The organism is Ditibartonella choladocola (assembly GCF_002007565.1).
Classification (GTDB): domain Bacteria; phylum Pseudomonadota; class Alphaproteobacteria; order Rhizobiales; family Rhizobiaceae; genus Bartonella; species Bartonella choladocola.
Genome location: NZ_CP015625.1, coordinates 1293764 through 1314589, shown reverse-complemented (window position 1 = coordinate 1314589; position 20826 = coordinate 1293764). Strand labels below are relative to the sequence as shown.

Sequence of the window (20826 nt, the reverse complement as noted above, 5' to 3'; positions counted from 1 at the left end):
GTCAGCCTTTCATCACGTTAACATCTTCGACCGCAATCGAACCGCGATTACGATAGAATACAACCAGAATAGCCAAGCCGATTGCAGCTTCTGCTGCAGCAACGGTCAACACAAAGAGCGCAAATACTTGCCCCACAAGATCGTGCAGAACCGAAGAAAAGGCCACAAAATTTAAATTGACTGAAAGCAATATGAGCTCAATCGACATCAAAATAATAATGACGTTTTTTCTGTTCAGAAAAATGCCAAAGACACCAATTGTGAACAACAATGCAGAAACGGTCAGATAGTGAGCAATTTCAATGTGCATATTATTCTTCCCGTTAAATACCTTTACCAGATTCAACTTTTTTAATTTCAAGCGTGTCTTCAGGCATGCGTGCAACCTGTTTGGAAATTGATTGCCTTTTCACGCCTGAACGATGATGCAAGGTCAAAACAATCGCACCAATCATTGCAACAAGCAAAACAAGACCGGCAAGTTGGAAATAGAAAACATAATCCGTATAGAGAATGTCGCCTAAAGCCTGAGTATTGGTTCGCTCTGTCAAACTTGGCATCGGTTCGGTCACATGTTCTGCCAAAGTTGGCGAAAAATGCGAACTTGCGAACACCACAATCAGTTCGACCGCTATAATAATACCGACCAGTGCGCCGATCGGAGCATATTTCAATGCGCCACTTTTCAGCTCTGCGAAATCGACATCGAGCATCATAACGACGAACAAGAACAGAACAGCGACCGCACCCACATACACAACAAGCAGAATAAGACCGAGAAATTCGGCTCCTGTTAAAATGAACAACGCGGCCGCGTTGAAAAACGCAAGTATTAGAAACAATACCGAATGCACCGGATTACGCGCGGCAACAACCAGAACTGCGCTAGCCAGCATAATGAAAGCGAACAAATAAAAGAATGCCGCTGCTATACCTGTTAACATTGGTTTCCCCTAAGTTAAACCAAAACGTTGACGCAAATAATTACGCCGATTTATATTTTGCCGCGTCAATAAACGCGACCACGCGAATTTCCCACTTCACCGATAAGGCGCATCCATAGCAATATTTCTTGCTATTTCACGCTCCCACCGGTCACCGTTTGAAAGCAGTTTTTCCTTGTCATAATAAAGCTCCTCCCTGGTTTCAGTGGCGAACTCAAAGTTGGGACCTTCAACAATGGCTTCCACGGGGCAGGCTTCCTGACAAAAACCGCAATAGATACATTTAACCATATCGATGTCGTAACGAACTGTGCGACGGGTTCCGTCATTTCGCCTCGGACCAGCTTCAATTGTGATAGCTTGTGCCGGACAAATGGCCTCGCATAATTTGCAAGCAATACACCGTTCCTCACCATTGGGGTAACGCCGCAAGGCGTGTTCACCGCGAAAACGTGGTGACACATACCCCTTCTCGTAAGGATAGTTGATCGTCGGTTTCGGAGCGACAAACTGGCGCATGGATAGCCAGAATGCACTCCAGAATTCTATCAGAAGAAGTGACTTGGCAGCTCGAAAAAGACCAGACATATCCTTCACCCTCAACTAAAACTTACAAATTTCAAATAGGCTGCCGTAATAACGACCATTGCAAGTGAAATAGGCAGGAATACTTTCCACCCCAATCTCATCAATTGGTCATAACGGTAACGGGGAACGAATGCTTTCACCATGGCAAACCAGAAGAAAACAAAGCAAACTTTCAAGACAAACCAGATAATTCCGGGAACCCAATTGAGCCACCAGACATCAAGTGGAGGCAGCCACCCGCCTAAGAAAAGAATAGTTGTCAAAGCGCACATCAAAACGATTGCAACATATTCTCCAAGGAAGAACAGCATATAGGGTGTCGAAGAATATTCGATCATATGTCCGGCAACCAGTTCCGACTCTGCTTCAACCAAATCGAATGGCGGCCGGTTCGTTTCGGCCAAAGCCGAAATGAAAAAGATGATAAACATCGGAAATAGTGCCAACCAGTTCCAGTCAAGGAATGTATTGAATGGTAACCCGATATTTGTACCAAGTCCTGCTTTCTGTCCATTAACAATCGTTGTCAGATCAAGTGAACCGCTCACCAGAATAACAGTTACCAGAACAAAGCCTATTGAAACTTCATAGGAAACCATTTGGGCGGTGGAACGCAAAGCACCCAGAAAAGGATATTTCGAGTTGGAAGCCCATCCTCCCATAATAACGCCGTAAACTTCAAGAGAAGATATAGCGAGAATATAGAGAAGACCGATATTGATACTGGCTACAGCCCAACCTTCGTTAACCGGAACGACAGCCCATGCCGATAATGCCAACGTCGAGGAAATAAATGGAGCGAGCAAAAACACACCCTTATTCGCACCTGCAGGAATAATCGGCTCTTTGACAACAAATTTGATCAAATCCGCAAAAGATTGAAACAAACCCCAAGGCCCAACCACATTGGGCCCGCGGCGCAACTGGACTGCCGCCCAAATCTTTCTATCGGCATAAAGAAGGTAAGCGATAATAACCAACAAAACTACCAAAAGCAGTACCGCTTTGCCGACAATAATCAGCAGGGGAAGCAGCCAGGTCATAAAGAAATCAGCCATTGTCTTTATTTTTCCTCTCTACCTTCATTCTGCCGCTTCTGTCAGTCGGGCTTTGGCAAGAGCTGAACATTCAGCCATCACAGCCGACGCACGGGCAATCGGGTTCGTCAAATAGAAGTCTTTTATCAAAGACGAAAATGTTTGTTTGCCAAGTTTCACCGGATGTGAACCGAGTTTTATCAACTCTTTACTGTCACCGGTCTTAATGGCGTTCACATTCGCCATATGAGGGAAATTACCGAACAGGTTCTTTCGCAATTCAGCAAGTGAATCAAACGGCAATTTGTGACCGAGAACTTCGGATAGAGCTCTTATAATTGCCCAATCCTCTTTCGCTTCACCTGGAGCAAATGCTGCACGGGCAGTCATTTGCACCCGCCCCTCTGTATTGACATAGATACCGGATTTCTCGGTATACGCAGAAGCCGGTAAAACAACATCTGCGTTCTGCGCTCCGTTATCACCATGACTTCCGATATAAACCGTAAACCCTTTTTTCTGATCGAGGTTGATTTCATCAGCACCGAGAAGGAACAATACGTCGGATGATTTTACGATATTTTCCGCACCAAGTGGCGAGGAGAAACCGATATCCAATCCACCAACACGGGAAGCAGCCGTCTGCAGAACAGCAAAACCGTTCCAATTTTCCGAAAACGCGCCGACTTCATCACAAAGCTTGGCTATCGCCTTCAAAGTTGCTTCACCATTCTCTCCGGTCAATGCTGATTGCCCAACAAGGATCAACGGTTTTTCAGCTTTTTTCAAAACCTCGAAAAACTCGTTCTTGCCGTCAATAAGCTGGGCAAGAGTATCAGCCCCCGCACCAAGATAGGTATAAGGATAACGCAAATCCACTTGCTCGCCGATCAGACCGATCGGGAAGTTGTTCTGCCGTTCACGCTTGCGGATTCTCGCATTCATCACGGCAGCTTCAAACCGCGGGTTCGAGCCGATAATCAATAATGCATCAGCGGCTTCAATCCCCGCAATCGTCGGATTGAAGATATATGAAGCGCGTCCCGTCTCGTTTGAAGGAGCACTTCCATCCTGCCGACAATCGACAGCTGTAGAACCAAGAGACTGAAGCAACATTTTCAGTGCATACATCTCTTCCACAGTTGCAAAATCGCCGGCAACTGCACCGATTTTATCGGACGATGCAAGCTCGACAGCCGATTTTATCGCCGCAAAGGCTTCAGACCAACCGGCTTCCACCAGTTTTCCGTTTTTGCGAACATAAGGCCGATCAAGCCTCTGGGTGCGGAGCCCGTCCCAAATGAAACGGGTTTTATCCGAAATCCACTCTTCATTAATATCGTCATTAACACGAGGCATAATACGCATGACTTCGCGTCCACGCGTATCAACTCTAATGGCACAACCCATACCATCCATAACGTCGATGGTTTCGGTCTTGGTCAATTCCCACGGACGAGCATGGAACGCGTAAGGACGGGAGGTTAAAGCACCGACAGGGCAGAGATCAATGACATTTCCCTGCAATTCGGATGTCATAGCCTGCTGAAGATAAGTGGTAATCTCCGCATCTTCACCACGACCGATTAACCCAAGTTCCGATATTCCGGCAACTTCCGTTGTAAAACGCACACATCTTGTGCAATGGATACAACGTGTCATTACCGTTTTTACCAACGGTCCAATATATTTGTTCTCGACCGCGCGCTTATCTTCCGTGTAACGTGAAAAATCATGGCCATAAGCCATAGCCTGGTCTTGCAAATCACATTCGCCGCCCTGATCGCAAATCGGGCAATCAAGCGGGTGATTGATGAGCAGAAACTCCATCACCCCTTCACGAGCTTTTTTGACCATAGGGGTATTGGTGAACATCTCCGGAGGCTCACCGTTCGGCCCCGGACGCAGATCACGAACACCCATTGCGCAAGAAGCCGTCGGCTTGGGCGGACCACCCTTAACCTCGACAAGACACATGCGACAGTTTCCCGCGACCGAAAGCCTCTCGTGAAAGCAGAAACGCGGCACTTCCGCTCCGGCTGCCTCGGCAGCCTGAAGAAGCGTATAGTGATCCGGTACTTCGATCTCTTTTCCGTTAATTTTGATCTTCGCCATTGTTATTCCAGTCCGCGGACAACCCGCTTAACCTTTAAACTTTATTTCCTCAAACACTACCGACTTTATTCAGCTGCTTCCAAAGCAATGTTCTTACTCTGGACAGCGTTACGTGTATAATCATCAATCCGTTTTTCAATTTCAGGACGGAAGTTTCTTATCAAAGCTTGAACAGGCCAAGCTGCTGCATCCCCCAATGCGCAAATTGTATGTCCTTCCACCTGCTTTGAAACCTCGAACAAAAGGTCAATTTCACGCTTTTGTGCTCTTCCTTCGACCATACGTCCCAAAAGGCGCATCATCCAGCCTGTGCCTTCCCGACATGGAGTGCATTGACCGCAACTCTCATGCTTGAAAAACGCAGAAATTCTCCAAATTGCTTTGATAATATCGGTCGATTTATCCATCACGATTGCGCCGCCTGTACCGAACGACGAACCAATTGCTTTCATGCCGTCGAAATCCATAATCGCATCAGGCATTTTTTCACCCGGTACAACCGGACAGGAAGCACCACCCGGAATAACCGCAAGGAGATTATCCCAACCGCCACGAACGCCGCCTGCATGTTTTTCGATCAATTCGCGGAATGTCAGCCCCAAGCTTTCCTCGACAACACATGGTGTATTGACATGACCGGAGAACATAAACAGCTTGGTGCCAACATTGTTCGGTCTTCCGAATGACGAAAACCATGCAGCACCACGCCGCAAAATTGTCGGTGAAACGGCAATTGATTCCACATTGTTAACCGTTGTCGGACAACCGTAAACACCCATATTGGCAGGGAAAGGCGGTTTTAATCGCGGCTGACCTTTTTTACCTTCCAGACTTTCGAGAAGCGCTGTCTCCTCACCACAAATATAAGCGCCTGCACCGTGATGAACGATAATATCGCAAGCGTGGCCGTGTACAGTTTTCTTACCGAGAAGGCCGGCATCATAACATTCATCGATTGCCGCCTGCAGGGCTTCACGTTCACGAATATATTCGCCCCGAACATAAATAAAAGCGGTGTGAGCTCCCATTGCGAATGTCGCAATGACACACCCTTCAATCAAAGTGTGCGGATCATGACGCAATATCTCGCGATCTTTACACGTTCCAGGTTCTGATTCATCAGCATTAACAACCAGATAATGTGGCCGCCCGTCATTTTGCTTGGGCATAAAAGACCACTTCATGCCCGTTGGAAAACCGGCACCACCTCTTCCGCGCAGTCCGGACGCTTTCATCTCGTTGATGATCCAGTCACGCCCCTTTTCGAGGATAGCCTTGGTTCCGTCCCAGCAGCCACGCGACATCGCGCCTTTCAGAGACTTGTCTTTTAACCCGTATATATTGGTGAAGATGCGATCACTATCAGCCAGCATTTCTCACCTTTTCCTTTTTTCCAACACGTTATTCGGCTTCATTCAAACTGTTTTAATTGTTGTTACCCAACCGTTTATCAGTCAGTTCAAAATCATGCGTTATTTCATTCCTCTACTTTCTTCGTAGAAGATTTTTTCCTGGTTGAATTTCCATCACCGTCAGTCAACGACGTTAAACCGGTAATCGGTTCAGACGTTTTCCTGCCGTTTTGCGGACCAACGGGAACAGAACTCCCCTTCCCTGCTTCAAATGCATCAATGATTTCTTCCAACCTTTCAGGTGTCAAATCTTCATAAGTATCTTTGAAGATCATAACCATGGGCGCATTTGCACAAGCACCAAGACACTCCACCTCTTCCCATGAAAGTGTACCGTCTTTATTGGTCTCGAACGGTGCATTATTGATCTTGTTTTTACAAACTTTGATAAGCTCTCCGGCACCCCTTAACATACACGGAGTGGTTCCGCAGACCTGTACATGCGCTTTTGTACCAACAGGTTTCAGTTGAAACTGGGTATAGAAAGTGGCTATTTCCAAAACCCGAATATAGGCCATGGAAAGCATATCGGCGACATATTCAATAGCCGCGCGGGTGACCCACCCCTCCTGCTCTTGCGCACGCATAAGCAATGGAATGACTGCTGATCTTTGGCGGCCTTCCGGATATTTTGCAATAGTCTTCTCTGCCCACTTCAAATTCTCTTTATTAAAAGAAAATGAGCTAGGCTGTATAGCTTCATTGGCAAGACGGCGCACAGACATCAGCGATCGACCTCTCCAAAAACAATATCAATAGAACCCAATATCGCGGTAACATCTGCAAGCAAGTGCCCTCTCGCCAGAAAGTCCATAGCTTGCAAATGCGCATAACCGGGTGCACGCAACTTTACGCGGTAGGGTTTGTTTTTACCCTCCGAAACCAGATAGACACCAAATTCACCCTTAGGAGCCTCGACAGCCGCATAAACTTCGCCAGCGGGGACATGGAAGCCTTCCGAATATAATTTGAAATGGTGAATAAGCGACTCCATAGAACTTTTCATTGCAGCTCTTCTGGGCGGAGTAACCTTATGATCCAAAGCCAGAACCGGACCGTCTTTTTCGGTACTTAACAGACGTTCCACACATTGACGCATAATACGTGCCGACTGACGCATTTCTTCCATACGGATAAGATAACGATCGTAACAGTCACCATTCTTACCGACAGGAATATCGAAATCCATCTCGTCGTAACATTCATATGGCTGGCTTTTGCGCAAATCCCAAGGAACACCGGCACCACGAATCATAACTCCCGAAAATCCGCGTACCCAAGCATCTTCAATTTTCACAACACCGATATCAACGTTACGCTGTTTGAAAATTCGGTTTGGCGTGACCAGTGCATCGAGCTTATCAAGTGCCACCAGAAACGGATCAATGAACTTGCCAATATCTTCAACCAATTCTTCCGGCAAATCCTGATGGACGCCGCCAGGGCGAAAATAATTTGCATGAAGACGTGCACCGCAGGCACGTTCATAAAAGATCATTAGTTTTTCGCGTTGCTCAAATCCCCATAATGGCGGAGTGAGAGCGCCAACATCCATCGCCTGCGTTGTAACATTCAAGAGGTGATTGAGTATGCGTCCGATTTCAGAAAACAGAACGCGGATAAGTTGGCCACGCTTTGGAACCTCGATTCCCAGCAAGCGCTCGACAGCAAGAACAAATGCATGTTCCTGATTCATAGGTGCAACATAATCAAGCCGATCAAGATAAGGTGTCGCTTGCAAATATGTTTTGGTTTCCATCAGCTTTTCAGTGCCGCGATGCAGTAGCCCGATATGCGGATCGACACGCTCGACGACCTCGCCATCAAGTTCGAGCACCATACGCAAAACACCATGAGCAGCAGGATGTTGCGGACCAAAGTTGATATTGAAATTACGGACATTGACCTCAGCCACGATCAACTCCTCTGTTTTGAAATGGCATAAAACTATCGAACTCGACGAAAGCCGGTTTTTTCAACAAGCCCGCGCAAAAATTGCAATCGCCAATGTTGAAAAACGTCATTTTCCCGTTCATTTGGCACCCCCTGCCTTCTCGTCACCGGGCAATACATATTCCGTACCTTCCCATGGTGACATGAAGTCGAAATTGCGCATTTCCTGACGAAGAACAACCGGTTCATAAATAACCCGTTTTACTTCATTATCATATCTGCATTCAACAAATCCTGATGTCGGAAAATCTTTGCGCAACGGATGTCCTTCAAATCCGTAATCCGTCAAAATACGGCGCAAATCCGGATGACCGGAGAACAAAATACCATACATATCGTAGGCTTCACGCTCGTACCATTCCGCTCCCGGATAGACACTGCAAGCCGAAGGAACGGCCGTATCTTCGTCGGTGTGCACCTTTACACGCAAACGCAAATTATGGCGTGGAGAGAGCAGATGATAGACAACATCGAAACGCTTTTCACGTTCAGGATAATCCACACCACAAATATCGATCATCCCGACGAATTGACAATGAGAATCATCTTTCAAAAACGACAGCACATCAACAATCGCTTCAAGTTTGGAAATGATTGTCAGTTCATTATAAGCAAAAACAGAATCCTCGATTACATCCCCCAAGCGTTCGGAGAGATATGATTGTAATTCTTTTAGCGCTTCAGTACTCATTGAGTGCTCTCCTCATCACCGTTCTATCGAGCCGGTGCGACGTATCTTCTTCTGTAACAAAAGCACACCATAAAGCAGGGCTTCTGCCGTCGGAGGACATCCGGGAATATATATATCAACCGGTACAATACGATCGCATCCACGAACAACGGAGTAGGAATAGTGATAATATCCGCCGCCATTTGCACAGGATCCCATCGAGATCACATAACGCGGTTCCGGCATCTGATCGTAAACTTTCCTTAGCGCAGGCGCCATTTTGTTCGTCAAAGTACCAGCCACCATCATAACATCCGATTGGCGCGGTGAAGCACGCGGCGCATAGCCGAAACGTTCGTTATCATAATGAGGCATTGAACATTGCATCAATTCGATTGCGCAACATGCGAGACCGAAACTCATCCACATAAGAGAACCGGTACGCGCCCAAGTTACAAGCGCATCAACCGATGTCACCAAAAACCCTTTATCGGAAAGTTCGCCGCTTATATTCTTGAAAAATTCGTCGTCCGAACCAATCAGTTTTCCGGTATTCGGGTCAATAATACCCTTCGGTTTTGGAGCAACCAATGCCGAATTGTCATGAATCAATCCCATTCAAGTGCTCCTTTTCTCCATTCATAAATAAAACCGACAGTCAGCACAGCGAGAAATACCATCATCGAAAGAAAGCCGAACAAGCCCACCGCATCAAATGACACTGCCCAGGGGAAAAGAAACGCAACTTCCAGATCGAAAATAATGAACAGAATCGAAACCAGATAAAATCTGATATCGAATTTCATACGTGCATCATCAAACGAATTAAAACCGCATTCATATGCAGATAATTTTTCCGGATCCGGAGAACGATAAGCCACGATATATGGCATTATCAGCAGTACGCCGGCTATTAATGCCGATACAATGATAAATATCAATACGGGCAAATAAGAACTTATAAGATCAGCCATGGTTCACTTCTGCCTTTTAAAGGTGCCGAACTAACAGAACCAACATCCACTATTAAAGCGATTTTGTCGATTCCTAAGTTAATCCCGCCCGTGCAGCTTAAAGGGCATGCCGTGCGACAAATCTATGCTAAGCGTTACCCCACCAAACGCCGTTACGCAATAGCTAACACTAGCATAAAACCACAAGCTGTGCAAAATCGGAACGGGAAACAGGTAAGCTTATTTAGGTAAAACAGATTTTTGTTTTTAAAAATTCCTGCAAAAACAATGCATTGGTGCATTTTCGTCAAATTCTGTCACTATTTGAAAAACGAATATTTCCCGATTTAGTCACTTGGTCACGTTTTGGCGAGCAAAAATCTTTGCCGCGCCTCTGGCTCAAAAAGGAACAGATCATCTCTTCGATCATCCAAAAACTTTATTGAATTCGGATGAATCACATACTGCCAGCCAAAGGACAGGTGACATTCTGTCTTTACATTTGGAGACATCCGTCTTCACATAAAGAAACTACAATCGTTGAGGAAAGATATAAGACTAAAGCCAATTTTCATTAGCGAATAAGCTAAATGAAAAATGGCGCGAGTGACGGGACTCGAACCCGCGACCTCCGGCGTGACAGGCCGGCGCTCTAACCAACTGAGCTACACCCGCGCACTTTTCAGTTCAGTCATTGTGACTGTGTGCGGTCGTTTAAGGTGTTCGTTTGCATCTGTCAAGCGACAAGCGTAGAGTTTTTTCATAAAAAATGTTTTTTCCTGAAAAAAGACCGGAAAACCGGCTTTAAAAAAATTTCAGATAAAAAAAACGATTTCTTTGCAATCTTTCTCTTGCGTTTGCGAAAAGTTTTGCCTAAAGAGAGCTCCAGTTGTTACCGCTTCAAGGTAACGGCGGGCGATTAGCTCAGCTGGTAGAGCGCCTCGTTTACACCGAGGATGTCGGGAGTTCGAGTCTCTCATCGCCTACCACTTTATTTTTCCCGAAATTTGTAATTCTGTTTTTAATTTTTTCAAATGAGGAAAAGTTTGAAAAAGGCGGGAATTAGATAAGCTGCTTCATCCTGTCTATATCCTTATCCCTTCTATATCCTTGTGATTCCACAGTCTCCAACCAAGGTGTTCAGTGGCTTTTATGTGTGGCGCACGAAGATTTTTACGAGATGTTCTTTTATTCACTTTTGAACTGACACCAGACTTCAGCCAGATATGTGTTTTCTGCGCTGTTTGCGCGGATTGTCATATGCGACGGCGGCTTCTTGAAAAAATGTTTTGAACGGTATGAAGCAAGATATTCATATCATCGACGGCGAAATTTTCGGCTTACCAAAAGGTCGTGCGTGTAAATATCGCTACCGGCTCGGTCTCTGGCGAAAATAATTGATAACGACGATGCTTATTATGATAGATTCGATGGGGAAATCTTCCAAAACAAATTAAAAGCACAAGTAGGATCTTTTCAATGGAAGAATTTTTCCTATTTCCTACTGTAAGGCTTTATTACCCGGAGATAATTTTATGCAAGCAGTCCATTTGAAATACCAACTTCATTCGCTAAAATTTCCTCTTATTTTGCTGCTACTTTCATTTTTGTTGCCAGCATTGACCGGATGCGGCTTCAATACAATCCCGACCAATGAAGAGAAAGCTCACGCTGCCTGGAGCGAGGTATTGAATCAGTATCAACGCCGTTCCGATTTAATACCGAATCTCGTTGAAACTGTTAAAGGATATGCACAACATGAACAGGCCGTTTTGACCGGTGTTGTTGAAGCGCGTGCAAAGGCAACACAAACAAATATCAACGCCGATATGCTCAACAACCCTGAAGCCATGCAACAATTCATCAATAATCAATCCAATTTGACAGGTGCGCTTTCACGCTTGATGGCCGTTGCTGAAAACTATCCCGACTTAAAGGCAAATCAGAATTTTCTTGCACTTCAATCGCAACTAGAAGGAACCGAAAACCGCATTGCAGTTGCACGGCGCGACTATATCGAAGCGATTCGCGTTTATAATACTGCAATCAGGACGATGCCTACAATGATATGGACATGGATATGGTATCGTAATGCTAAACCGATGCCGACATTCTCGATAGACGAAGCTGCACAACAAGCCCCGAAGGTCGAGTTCGGTAAATGATTCACATTCGTTGGCCAATTTTTATAAGGATATTTTTCTTTGTGGGATTGGCCCTGAGCACGGTTTGCATGTTATCCGTTGCTTTGGCTGGCGGTTTGGACAATTTTCCCCGCCTGACAGGACGGATTGTCGATAATGCGAACTTGCTTACCGGCGAGACTCAACAATCAATCACAACAGAACTTGCCTCTCTTGAAGAAAAAACCGGCGATCAGATAGTTGTGGTGACTTTACCGAGCCTCTCCGGCTACGATATAGAAACCTATGCAAACAGTTTGTTCAGACATTGGGCATTAGGCCAAAAACAAATTAACAATGGTGTAATGCTCCTCGTGGCGCCGAATGAACGTGCGGTGAGAATCGAGGTCGGATACGGATTAGAAGGTGTTCTGACGGACGCACTCTCCGCGACTATTATCAATGCTATAATTTTACCGAATTTTCGCGAAGAAAATTTTGATAAAGGAATAAAAGACGGTGTCACGGCGATCGAAGAGGTTTTAACGGGCAATAAAGCGGATTTTGAGTCGCGTATAAAAGCCTATCAACAAATTGAACAGCAAAAGATCGAGGAACAGAGAAAACAGGAATTCCTCGCCAATTTTGTAACCTTTGCCATCTTTTTTATTTTTGTCGTACTTCCGATACTCGCCTCCATTTTCGGAACCAAGGTTGGTCCGCGGCGCTATCGCTGGCTTGGCATTGTATTTGTGTTGTGGTTCCTCGGATCAGGTCGAGGCGGCGGTTTCGGTGGAGGCTTTGGTGGTGGTTCCGGCGGTTTTGGCGGCGGTTTCGGTGGAGGATTTGGCGGTGGCGGAGGATCGTCCGGCGGTGGCGGCGCATCGGGGAGATGGTAATGCAGACAAATAAACCGGTTTCATTAGATGTCATTCAACACGACGAAATCAGTGCAGCTATTCGTTCTGCCGAAGCGACAACAGACGGCGAAATTTATGCGGTTTTTGCGAAAGAAAGCGATAGCTATTTCTTTATTTCGTTTTTCATCTGGACGGTCACTATATTTTTCGTTTCAATCATTGGCGCATATATGTTGCATTGGGGGTGGCATGATATTCCCCTGCACTATTTTGCTACGGTAGTTCTTTCCGTTCATCTTTTGGGATTGTTTTACCTGTCCATCATCCCAGCATTGAGACTGCTCATTACACCGGGTGCAATCAAAAACCGTATTTGCCACGCGAACGCCACACGTCAATTCCTCGCACAAAACATTAACAGGACGACGAAGCGAACCGGAATTCTTCTCTTTATTTCGCAAGCGGAACATTACGCAGAGATTATAGCTGACGTGAAAATTGCGGAAAAAGTCCCACCGGAAACATGGAAAAGAATTATAAACGGAATGGTGAAAAAAGCGCGTGATGGAGACATTAACGGTGCTTTTATCGAATCCATACAAAAATCCGGTGAAATATTGACTCAATTTTTCCCTAGAAACAGCCATATAGATAACGAACTTCCTGATCGTATTGTTGTAATCTGACTCTTATTCTGTTTGTGGTAACGATTTTATATCTTGAACCATAAACCGTTCGGTTGATCCGATTAAAAAAATGAATACGACTGAAATGAAGAATAATATTTTATATTATCGTTGTATTCGCGTTATTTTCCTTAATTATAAATAATAATATTATATTACGTTAATATTAAATGATGAAATATTTAAGTAAATTTATATATTACAGATTTTGTTATTCAAAATTTAAATATTTAAATCCATGCTGAAATCTTTCCCGATGTTCTTTCGAGGGTGCATCGGCACTCGGTGAAATAAAGTTGTAAACCTGAAAGTAAACACCCGTTTCAAGAAGTGCTCCGAGTTGAAACAGATTTTTGTAAAAAATTCCGAACGATAGTAAATCCGGTTCGACAGATCTTCGATTCCGACATATCGTTTCGTTAAAATAATCTTGGCTTGTTGAGTTCCTTGATTTAACAGTCAGAGGCTAATAGATTGCCTTCAATTGCAAACTTTCCCACAGGATATGATGAATAATACAATTCGACAAAATCTCGATCATTCTTTTTTACCTAAAGTTCCATCCCGACCGGTTGAATGGGTCGTGAGTGAAGAGCTGGTTCCTTATCCGTTCGCCCTTGAACAAATGGAAAAAAGAATTGCCGAAATAGCTTCCGGAGAAGCTGATGAACGGATTTGGTTATTAGAACATCCCCCCATATATACCGCCGGAACGAGCGCCAAACAAAGCGACCTGTTAACACCCGGGCGGTTTCCTGTTTATCAGACTGGTCGTGGCGGCGAATTTACCTACCATGGTCCCGGACAAAGAGTGATTTACATTATGCTTGACCTGAAGCGGCGCAAAGAAGATGTTCGCGCTTTCATAGGAGCATTGGAAGAATGGATCATTCAAACTTTGGCAGCGTTCAATATCAAGGGTGAACGCCGCGAAGATCGCGTGGGAGTTTGGGTCGTTCGCCCCGATCGACCTTCCACAATTAAAAATGAGCCGGCAGAAGATAAAATTGCAGCAATCGGAATCCGTTTACGTAAATGGGTCAGTTTTCATGGCATCGCGTTAAACGTTGAACCGGATTTGTCACATTATAGCGGAATCGTTCCCTGCGGAATATCGGATCATGGCGTCACCAGTTTTGTTGACCTCGGTTTACCGGTTACTATGGCCGATGTTGACGTTGTACTAAGACAAACATTTGAAAGAATATTTGGCCCTACCGTATCTGTTGGAATTTAGGTTCAAGATAATGATCTTCAAAAACACCGACCAGAAGAATTTCTGTATCACGGCATCAATCGCCACGTTTCTATTCTATTTCCCGTTGATTTTAAATAATTATTATTATCGTGACGATTATATACGTCTTTATACCCAAACTCCGGGTTGGAGTGAATATGGAAGGCCTTTTGCCGACGTTCTCACCCTCTTCCTTTCGGGTGATTGGCAATGGTTGCCGGATTCTGCGCCTTTTTTTCTTCTGGTAGCCTTGTTTTTAACCGTCGTTTCGGCTTGCGTTAGCTTGAATATCCGATCAATTCCGTTCAACTCGATTACAGCAGTTCTACTTGTAGCCTATCTTTTCAATCCGTTTTTGCTTTCTGCTTATCTCTACCGTTACGATTGTGTGTTAATGGCGATGGGGCTGACTTGTAGTTTATTAGGTTGGGCCTACTATCCAGGTTCAAAACTCAAATCGGCTATTTTTTGTTTTATCTGTATGGGATTTTATCAGTCCTATATAAATATGTTTATTGTTCTTATATTAATTGAAACATTATTTAAAATTTATAATGGTGATAAAATCGGTGCTGCAATAAAATATGTTTTTAAAGCAATTATTTTTGCTGCAATTATAACAATAATCTTTTATTTTTTTGCGAAATTATTCATTCTGGAATATGCAACGGCAAAAAGCCAATTTATTTTCCAGAGTCCCAAAGGACCTTGGCACCATATTGCAGTTACAACAGAAAACGCGTTTTCACGCTATTTCGGTTTTTTATCAACAACCGGAAAAGTTTTATATGGAATGGCAATTTGCGTTGCTTTCACACAAATTCAACTTCATTTTTATCGCGATACGCAGTTTGAAAAACCTGTTTTGAGAGCAACCATTTGTTCAATAGCATTTTTATTCATGCTGCCTATTTCTTTGGGTGTAATATATGGAATCGTAGGAGACAACGGCGTTCCGCCAAGACTCATGCCGCAGTCTATCTTCTTTTCGGTTTGTATTATTTTTCTCATTATCCAGTTTGTTACGCGTTTTCAAAATTCCAGGCAAACAATCGGGCCTTTGACGTTTGCGAGCACAAAAATCACTTGGGGGTTAATCGTTTTTTTCCTGCTATTTCCACTTGTATTCAGTTATATTCTTAATAGCGCGGTCCGAATTCAAAATGAACTCAACCGATATTATTTGCATCGCCTCGCTACCTCTTTAGAAAAGTACCCCCCCGAAAAGCCCGCTTACATTCTAGGTGGTTTGGGCACATCGATTTATTTAAAAGACACCGTGCAACGAATGCGTCTCATGGCGATCATGATACCTCATGGAAGCGATTGGCTCTTTTCATCACAATTGAAAGAGTTCGGCTATACGAATATCACCAATCTCGCGAATACCCCGAAAGCGCATGAACTTGTTAGGCAATTATGTAGCACAAACAAAGTTCCCGACATAAAAACGATGAATTACCGGATATTCGATTTAGGTGATTTTCTATTTATTTCACTTGGCCGCAAAAGCATGTGCCTGAGCGATTATAACAAAACTGTCGAGCTTGGAAAAAAATGATTTCGCATTCGGATTTTTTCAAAGCCGGTGCTCATTTTTACACCAAACATAGATCATTGGTGCTGTTTTTGTGTTCCGGTGCCATAGCTTTCTGGATTGACTTTTTTACACTTTGGTTATTGCAAACAATCGGCCTCAATCTTTGGGCTGCACGAGCAATCGCATTTATTGTAGCAGCCACTTTTACGTGGATTTTTAACAGCCGAATATCTTTTCGCGGTAGAGAAGCACGTTTCAAGAACTTGAAAGGCTGGGGAAGCTATATGGGACTGGCAGCTATTGGCGGTGTGCTCAATTATTGTGCGAGTATGGCTGTTTTAAAAAGCGTCACCACAGTGACGCCAATAACTTTATTTCTCGCTATAGCCGCCGGATCGCTCGCCGGATTGTTTGCCAATTATTTTTTGAACCATTTTGTGTTTTTCAAAAAAGCATAAAACACAATATTCCGATTATTCTATTTTACAAAAACAGCATTATATTTTTTCATAATATTTATAAGATCGTCGGATAATAACAGTGTCAGTTCATTGCGTCGTTCCGGCGTTGCGTGAGCGAAGCCATAGCGGCTATCTTTATAAAAATGGCTATCCGAAATATCATTTCCAATCGGGTGCACCATTATCTCTATTTGTGCGTCACATTTGCCTGCTGCCCGCGATATAACCGACAATCCTCTATCAATATCGTCGAGAGTGAGATTGCAGCTCGCAGCGGTGCCCAGAAAAAAGTCGGAAGTCGACACTTGATAGCGCCTGGCCAATTTTCCTATATCTTTGGCCCAAAAGCCCAACAATTGCCGGCGCAAACAGCCCTTGATATTGCTAATAAAGGGAGCTTGCCTGCTATATCCGCGTTCGGATGGAGTGCGGATATAACGAATTGGATATTTGATGAGAAGCTTTTCAATGACTGTTCTCAACGGTGGCAGTATGTGAATATGAAGATGGCCGTCAAGCCTCATTTGTCTTTCGGGAAAATGGTCATAAACAAATTCTATTTGTTGGCAAAATTCTTTAAAAATCCACTCTCGTAAGCGTTTTTTTTGGGGGGAAAGATATAATTTTGTTATCAATTCCCCAAGGGACAAATGAAAAAAGTCATCATTTCCTGTCAATCCGAATTCGCTCCCACCCTCGGTGAGTGCTTTACCTTCAAGAAGGTTAAGATGCACGTTTATGAATTTGCATCCGGTTTTATCCAATTGTTCAAAACTTGCCTGATCTTCTCCACCGGCCAGAACGCTTGTCGCCTGTAAGCGGCCTCTTTCCACGCCTTTAATCACAGCATTTGAACACGCCAGATCAAGAGCAAAATCATCGGCATTGAACAAGCAGAAAAGGGTCATTTACGAGCTGTCCTGTTTATTGGCTCGCTCCCCTCCTCCAGTTCAATGTGTTGACTGACGAGAAAACGCGGACGACTTTTGACTTCATAAAATATCTGGCGAATGTAAGCCGACAGAATGCAGAAACAAGAAAGGATCGCAGCGCCTGTAATCAGAATAACCAGAATGAGCGTCGAAAAACCGCCTATTGACCTGCCCATAATTTTAGAAATGATCGCATCTCCACCGACCAATAGCGAGAACACCAGAAACAGAAATGTCAAAAACCAGATAAAAATAAGCGGTTTTGCAGAAAAGCCAGTTAATGAATCAATCGCGAGACGAAGTTTTTTCCAAAACGACCAACCGCTTTTTCCGTTTTCCCGATTGTTGGGAATAAATGAAACACTTTGCTGTTTGAAACCAAGCCACTGAACAACACCGCGGTAAAAGAAAAGCTTTTCCGGCAGTGATTTGAGCGCGTCGGCTACTTTCCGATCAAGCAAAATAAAATCACTTGTGCCACCGATGTCATTTTCGGTTACCCAATGAAAAACTTTATAAAATCCTTTTGCTGCCAGACGATTTAAGGTCGATTCCTGTTGCCGCTCTTCTTTTACAGCTAAAACAATTTCTGCACCCTTTTCCCATAATCCGAGCATTGTGGACATCAATTCGGGTGGATGCTGCAAATCACAATCAATCGTTATGACAACATCGCTATCAGCTAAAGAAAGACCGGCCGCAATTGCCGCCTCCTTGCCAAAATTTTTTGCAAGTTTAATTCCAATCAGCTTGAATTTTTCAGGAACAATACTTCTAACGTTCGACCAGCTATTATCCGTTGACCCGTCATCTACCAGTATAATTGTCAACTCATAGTGTAATCGGGAGAATACACGTACCACTTCTTCAACAAAATTGGAAATGCCATTTCCTTCATTGTATACCGGGCTAATGATTGAAACTGTTGTCATCTTTGCATTCCGCAAATAAAACTCTTGCTATAAGTCTTTTACATGAATTTATTTTAAAAGAAAGCCTTGCGAACAGAACAAGAACATTCTCGCTTTTTCATCCTATCTATGCAAATATGTGGAAAAATAATTCGATTCGTATTAATGGAACGTCAAATAAATTTTAGATAGATAATCGGCAGTGATGGACGAGAAACATAACGATCTTTTTGGAAATTTGCAAAGCAATATCGAAACGACACGAGATCTTTCCAATGTAACGTCGAAAAAAGCAAATTTGGAAAAAAAAGATAAGCAGACGCAGAAATCCTTGAATGTAACAACGGATGCCGAAGATAGCTATGATGCGTCCTCCATCCGTGTTCTGGAAGGATTGGAGCCGGTACGTTTACGTCCGGGAATGTATATCGGCGGTACCGACAGTAAAGCACTCCACCATCTTTTCGCAGAAGTTATTGATAATTCGATGGATGAGGCCGTTGCCGGTTATGCCAATTTTATTGAAGTGTCGCTCGATGCCGAGGGATATTTGACCGTTACGGATAACGGGCGCGGCATACCGGTCGAGAACCATCCCCAAATGCCGGACAAATCGACCCTTGAAGTCATCATGACGGAACTCCATTCCGGCGGAAAATTCGACGGGAAGGCATATGAAACTTCCGGTGGACTTCATGGCGTCGGAATATCGGTCGTTAACGCTTTATCAGACGATATGGAAGTGGAAGTTGCGCGCGGCCGCAGGCTTTATCGGCAACGATTTTCCCGCGGCATCCCCCAATCCGGTCTTGAGGATTTGGGCGAAATTCATAACCGTCGCGGCACACGGGTACGTTTTCATCCTGACCCACAAATATTCGGTGCCAAAGCGGCTTTTAACCCCGAACAGATTTATAAAATGGCGCGTTCCAAAGCCTATCTTTTCGGTGGTGTTGAAATTCGCTGGAGTTGTGATCCTGCAAAGCTGGTCGGAAAAGAAGATATACCGGAGAAAGCGGTTTTCCATTTTCCGGGTGGATTGAAAGATTTTTTAAGTTCGTCCTTGAATGGCGAATATCAGGTTACGTCGGATATTTTTGCAGGTAAAACCGAACAACGTGGCGGCCATGGTTCTGTTGAATGGGCAATTACCTGGTATGGCGGCGACGGTTTTATCCATTCCTACTGCAATACAATCCCGACCGGTGAAGGCGGCACGCATGAAGCAGGTTTGCGTCAGGCTCTTCTTCGCGGATTGAAGGCCTACGCCGAATTGACCGGAAATAAACGGGCATCCGTTATCACCACAGACGACGTGATGATCTCGGCCGCAGTTATGCTTTCGGTATTTATCCGCGAACCTGAATTCGTGGGGCAGACCAAAGACCGTCTGGCAACTGTGGAAGCACAACGGATAGTAGAAAATGCTATTCGTGACCCCTTCGATCATTGGCTTGCCAATTCTCCGCAAGAAGCAACCAAGCTTCTTGAGTGGGTGGTTGACAGAGCCGAAGAGCGATTAAAAAGACGTCAGGAGAAAGAAGTCAGTCGCAAAACTGCCGTGCGTAAATTGCGTTTGCCCGGAAAACTTGCCGATTGTACCCATAATTCTGCCGCAGGTGCCGAACTGTTTCTCGTCGAGGGAGACTCGGCCGGTGGATCTGCCAAGCAGGCGCGAAATCGTGCAACTCAAGCGGTTTTGCCTTTACGTGGGAAAATCCTCAACGTTGCAAGTGCAGGCAGGGACAAGCTCAGCAATAACCAGATTATCTCCGATCTTATATTGGCGCTAGGATGTGGGACCCATTCAAAATATAAAGAAAGTGATTTGCGATATGATCGCATTATCATCATGACAGATGCCGATGTGGATGGCGCACATATTGCTTCATTATTGATTACTTTTTTCTATCAGGAAATGCCTGAACTTATAAAGAAAGGGCATCTTTTCCTCGCAGTCCCGCCTTTATATCGCATTTCTCAAGGTGGTGTGGTCGCCTATGCGCGTGATGATGCCCATAAAGACGAGCTGTTAAAAACGAAGTTTACCGGCCGCGGAAAAATTGAAATCGGGCGTTTCAAAGGGTTGGGAGAAATGCGCTCTGACCAATTGAAAGAAACGACTATGGATCCTAAAAACCGGACTTTGTTGCGGGTCGATATCGCGAACGACAGCGACCAGGAGACTAAAAAAGTTGTCGATGATCTTATGGGATCAAAACCTGAAGCACGGTTCCATTTTATACAGGATAATGCGGAATTTGCCGAAAACCTCGATATTTGATGAAGTATCAGCAAAACCGAAATAACTATTAGATTGTGATGGTATAATTCATTTTTTAAAAATGTTTTAGCCGTTTATACGATGTGCAGTTACGACGGGCAATCCGGTACATTCTGCCGG

Annotated in this window: 20 protein-coding genes and 2 tRNA genes; 8 read left to right on the top strand and 14 right to left on the bottom strand. The window is 44.4% G+C overall.

The annotated features are described in order from the left end of the window. Position 1: 1 nt before the first annotated feature. The 12 genes from nuoK to BBC0122_RS05840 all read right to left on the bottom strand — a co-directional run bounded on the left by nuoK (position 2) and on the right by BBC0122_RS05840 (position 10347). Positions 2-310 carry an NADH-quinone oxidoreductase subunit NuoK gene (nuoK, locus tag BBC0122_RS05895; RefSeq protein ID WP_075870696.1) on the bottom strand — a complete coding sequence of 103 codons (309 nt, stop codon included), beginning with the start codon at positions 308-310 and terminating at the stop codon, positions 2-4. A 13-nt stretch (positions 311-323) separates the two neighbouring features. Next, positions 324-944, bottom strand: coding sequence for an NADH-quinone oxidoreductase subunit J (locus BBC0122_RS05890; protein ID WP_077992141.1), 621 nt, complete (start codon positions 942-944; stop codon positions 324-326). A 96-nt stretch (positions 945-1040) separates the two neighbouring features. Next, the gene (gene nuoI / locus BBC0122_RS05885) at positions 1041-1532 is read right to left on the bottom strand and encodes an NADH-quinone oxidoreductase subunit NuoI (protein WP_077992139.1); all 492 of its coding nucleotides are present in this window, start codon (positions 1530-1532) and stop codon (positions 1041-1043) included. A gap of 11 nt (positions 1533-1543) precedes the next feature. Beyond that, on the bottom strand, positions 1544-2590 hold the full coding sequence (gene nuoH / locus BBC0122_RS05880; RefSeq protein WP_077992137.1) for an NADH-quinone oxidoreductase subunit NuoH: 1047 nt from the start codon (positions 2588-2590) through the stop codon (positions 1544-1546). A gap of 24 nt (positions 2591-2614) precedes the next feature. Continuing rightward, positions 2615-4684: an NADH-quinone oxidoreductase subunit NuoG gene (nuoG, locus tag BBC0122_RS05875; RefSeq protein ID WP_077992136.1), complete on the bottom strand. Its 2070-nt coding sequence runs from the start codon at positions 4682-4684 to the stop codon at positions 2615-2617. Positions 4685-4749: 65 nt separating this feature from the next. Then, the gene (gene nuoF, locus BBC0122_RS05870) at positions 4750-6057 is read right to left on the bottom strand and encodes an NADH-quinone oxidoreductase subunit NuoF (protein WP_077992134.1); all 1308 of its coding nucleotides are present in this window, start codon (positions 6055-6057) and stop codon (positions 4750-4752) included. A 104-nt stretch (positions 6058-6161) separates the two neighbouring features. Further along, complete coding sequence (gene nuoE / locus BBC0122_RS05865) at positions 6162-6821, bottom strand: NADH-quinone oxidoreductase subunit NuoE (protein ID WP_077992132.1); 660 nt, start codon at positions 6819-6821, stop codon at positions 6162-6164. Further along, complete coding sequence (locus tag BBC0122_RS05860) at positions 6821-8011, bottom strand: NADH-quinone oxidoreductase subunit D (RefSeq protein WP_077992131.1); 1191 nt, start codon at positions 8009-8011, stop codon at positions 6821-6823. Before BBC0122_RS05860 ends, nuoE begins: the two co-directional genes overlap by 1 nt. Before the next feature lie 117 nt (positions 8012-8128). Continuing rightward, complete coding sequence (locus BBC0122_RS05855) at positions 8129-8740, bottom strand: NADH-quinone oxidoreductase subunit C (RefSeq protein WP_077992129.1); 612 nt, start codon at positions 8738-8740, stop codon at positions 8129-8131. Between the two features lie 15 nt (positions 8741-8755). Beyond that, positions 8756-9337, bottom strand: a complete 582-nt coding sequence (locus BBC0122_RS05850) for a NuoB/complex I 20 kDa subunit family protein (RefSeq protein ID WP_077992127.1) — start codon at positions 9335-9337, stop codon at positions 8756-8758. Then, complete coding sequence (locus BBC0122_RS05845) at positions 9328-9693, bottom strand: NADH-quinone oxidoreductase subunit A (RefSeq protein ID WP_077992125.1); 366 nt, start codon at positions 9691-9693, stop codon at positions 9328-9330. The genes BBC0122_RS05850 and BBC0122_RS05845 overlap by 10 nt, the downstream gene beginning before the upstream one ends. A gap of 577 nt (positions 9694-10270) precedes the next feature. After that, positions 10271-10347: transfer RNA gene (locus tag BBC0122_RS05840), tRNA-Asp, on the bottom strand. A gap of 238 nt (positions 10348-10585) precedes the next feature. On the opposite strand from BBC0122_RS05840, the gene BBC0122_RS05835 reads away from it, so the two are divergent. The 7 genes from BBC0122_RS05835 to BBC0122_RS05805 all read left to right on the top strand — a co-directional run bounded on the left by BBC0122_RS05835 (position 10586) and on the right by BBC0122_RS05805 (position 16576). Then, positions 10586-10661: transfer RNA gene (locus tag BBC0122_RS05835), tRNA-Val, on the top strand. A 546-nt stretch (positions 10662-11207) separates the two neighbouring features. Continuing rightward, positions 11208-11837 carry a LemA family protein gene (locus BBC0122_RS05830; protein WP_077992123.1) on the top strand — a complete coding sequence of 210 codons (630 nt, stop codon included), beginning with the start codon at positions 11208-11210 and terminating at the stop codon, positions 11835-11837. A 68-nt stretch (positions 11838-11905) separates the two neighbouring features. Next, positions 11906-12694 carry a TPM domain-containing protein gene (locus BBC0122_RS05825; protein WP_225868181.1) on the top strand — a complete coding sequence of 263 codons (789 nt, stop codon included), beginning with the start codon at positions 11906-11908 and terminating at the stop codon, positions 12692-12694. Further along, complete coding sequence (locus tag BBC0122_RS05820; protein WP_077992120.1) at positions 12694-13341, top strand: TPM domain-containing protein; 648 nt, start codon at positions 12694-12696, stop codon at positions 13339-13341. Before BBC0122_RS05825 ends, BBC0122_RS05820 begins: the two co-directional genes overlap by 1 nt. 508 nt (positions 13342-13849) lie before the next feature. Next, positions 13850-14578, top strand: coding sequence for a lipoyl(octanoyl) transferase LipB (gene lipB / locus BBC0122_RS05815; RefSeq protein WP_077992119.1), 729 nt, complete (start codon positions 13850-13852; stop codon positions 14576-14578). Positions 14579-14588: 10 nt separating this feature from the next. Continuing rightward, a complete protein-coding gene (locus BBC0122_RS05810) occupies positions 14589-16139 on the top strand; it encodes a glucosyltransferase domain-containing protein (RefSeq protein WP_077992117.1) in 1551 nt (516 codons plus the stop codon). Continuing rightward, positions 16136-16576: a GtrA family protein gene (locus BBC0122_RS05805; protein WP_077992115.1), complete on the top strand. Its 441-nt coding sequence runs from the start codon at positions 16136-16138 to the stop codon at positions 16574-16576. The genes BBC0122_RS05810 and BBC0122_RS05805 overlap by 4 nt, the downstream gene beginning before the upstream one ends. Positions 16577-16596: 20 nt before the next feature. Here BBC0122_RS05805 and BBC0122_RS05800 read toward each other — a convergent pair whose 3' ends face one another. Further along, a complete protein-coding gene (locus BBC0122_RS05800; RefSeq protein ID WP_077992114.1) occupies positions 16597-17487 on the bottom strand; it encodes a ChbG/HpnK family deacetylase in 891 nt (296 codons plus the stop codon). After that, positions 17484-18443 (bottom strand): glycosyltransferase family 2 protein, encoded by a 960-nt coding sequence (locus BBC0122_RS05795; protein ID WP_077992112.1) that lies wholly within the window; start codon positions 18441-18443, stop codon positions 17484-17486. Before BBC0122_RS05795 ends, BBC0122_RS05800 begins: the two co-directional genes overlap by 4 nt. A gap of 184 nt (positions 18444-18627) precedes the next feature. Between BBC0122_RS05795 and parE the strand changes: the two genes are divergently transcribed. Further along, positions 18628-20706, top strand: a complete 2079-nt coding sequence (gene parE / locus BBC0122_RS05790) for a DNA topoisomerase IV subunit B (protein WP_077992110.1) — start codon at positions 18628-18630, stop codon at positions 20704-20706. Positions 20707-20826: the final 120 nt, after the last annotated feature.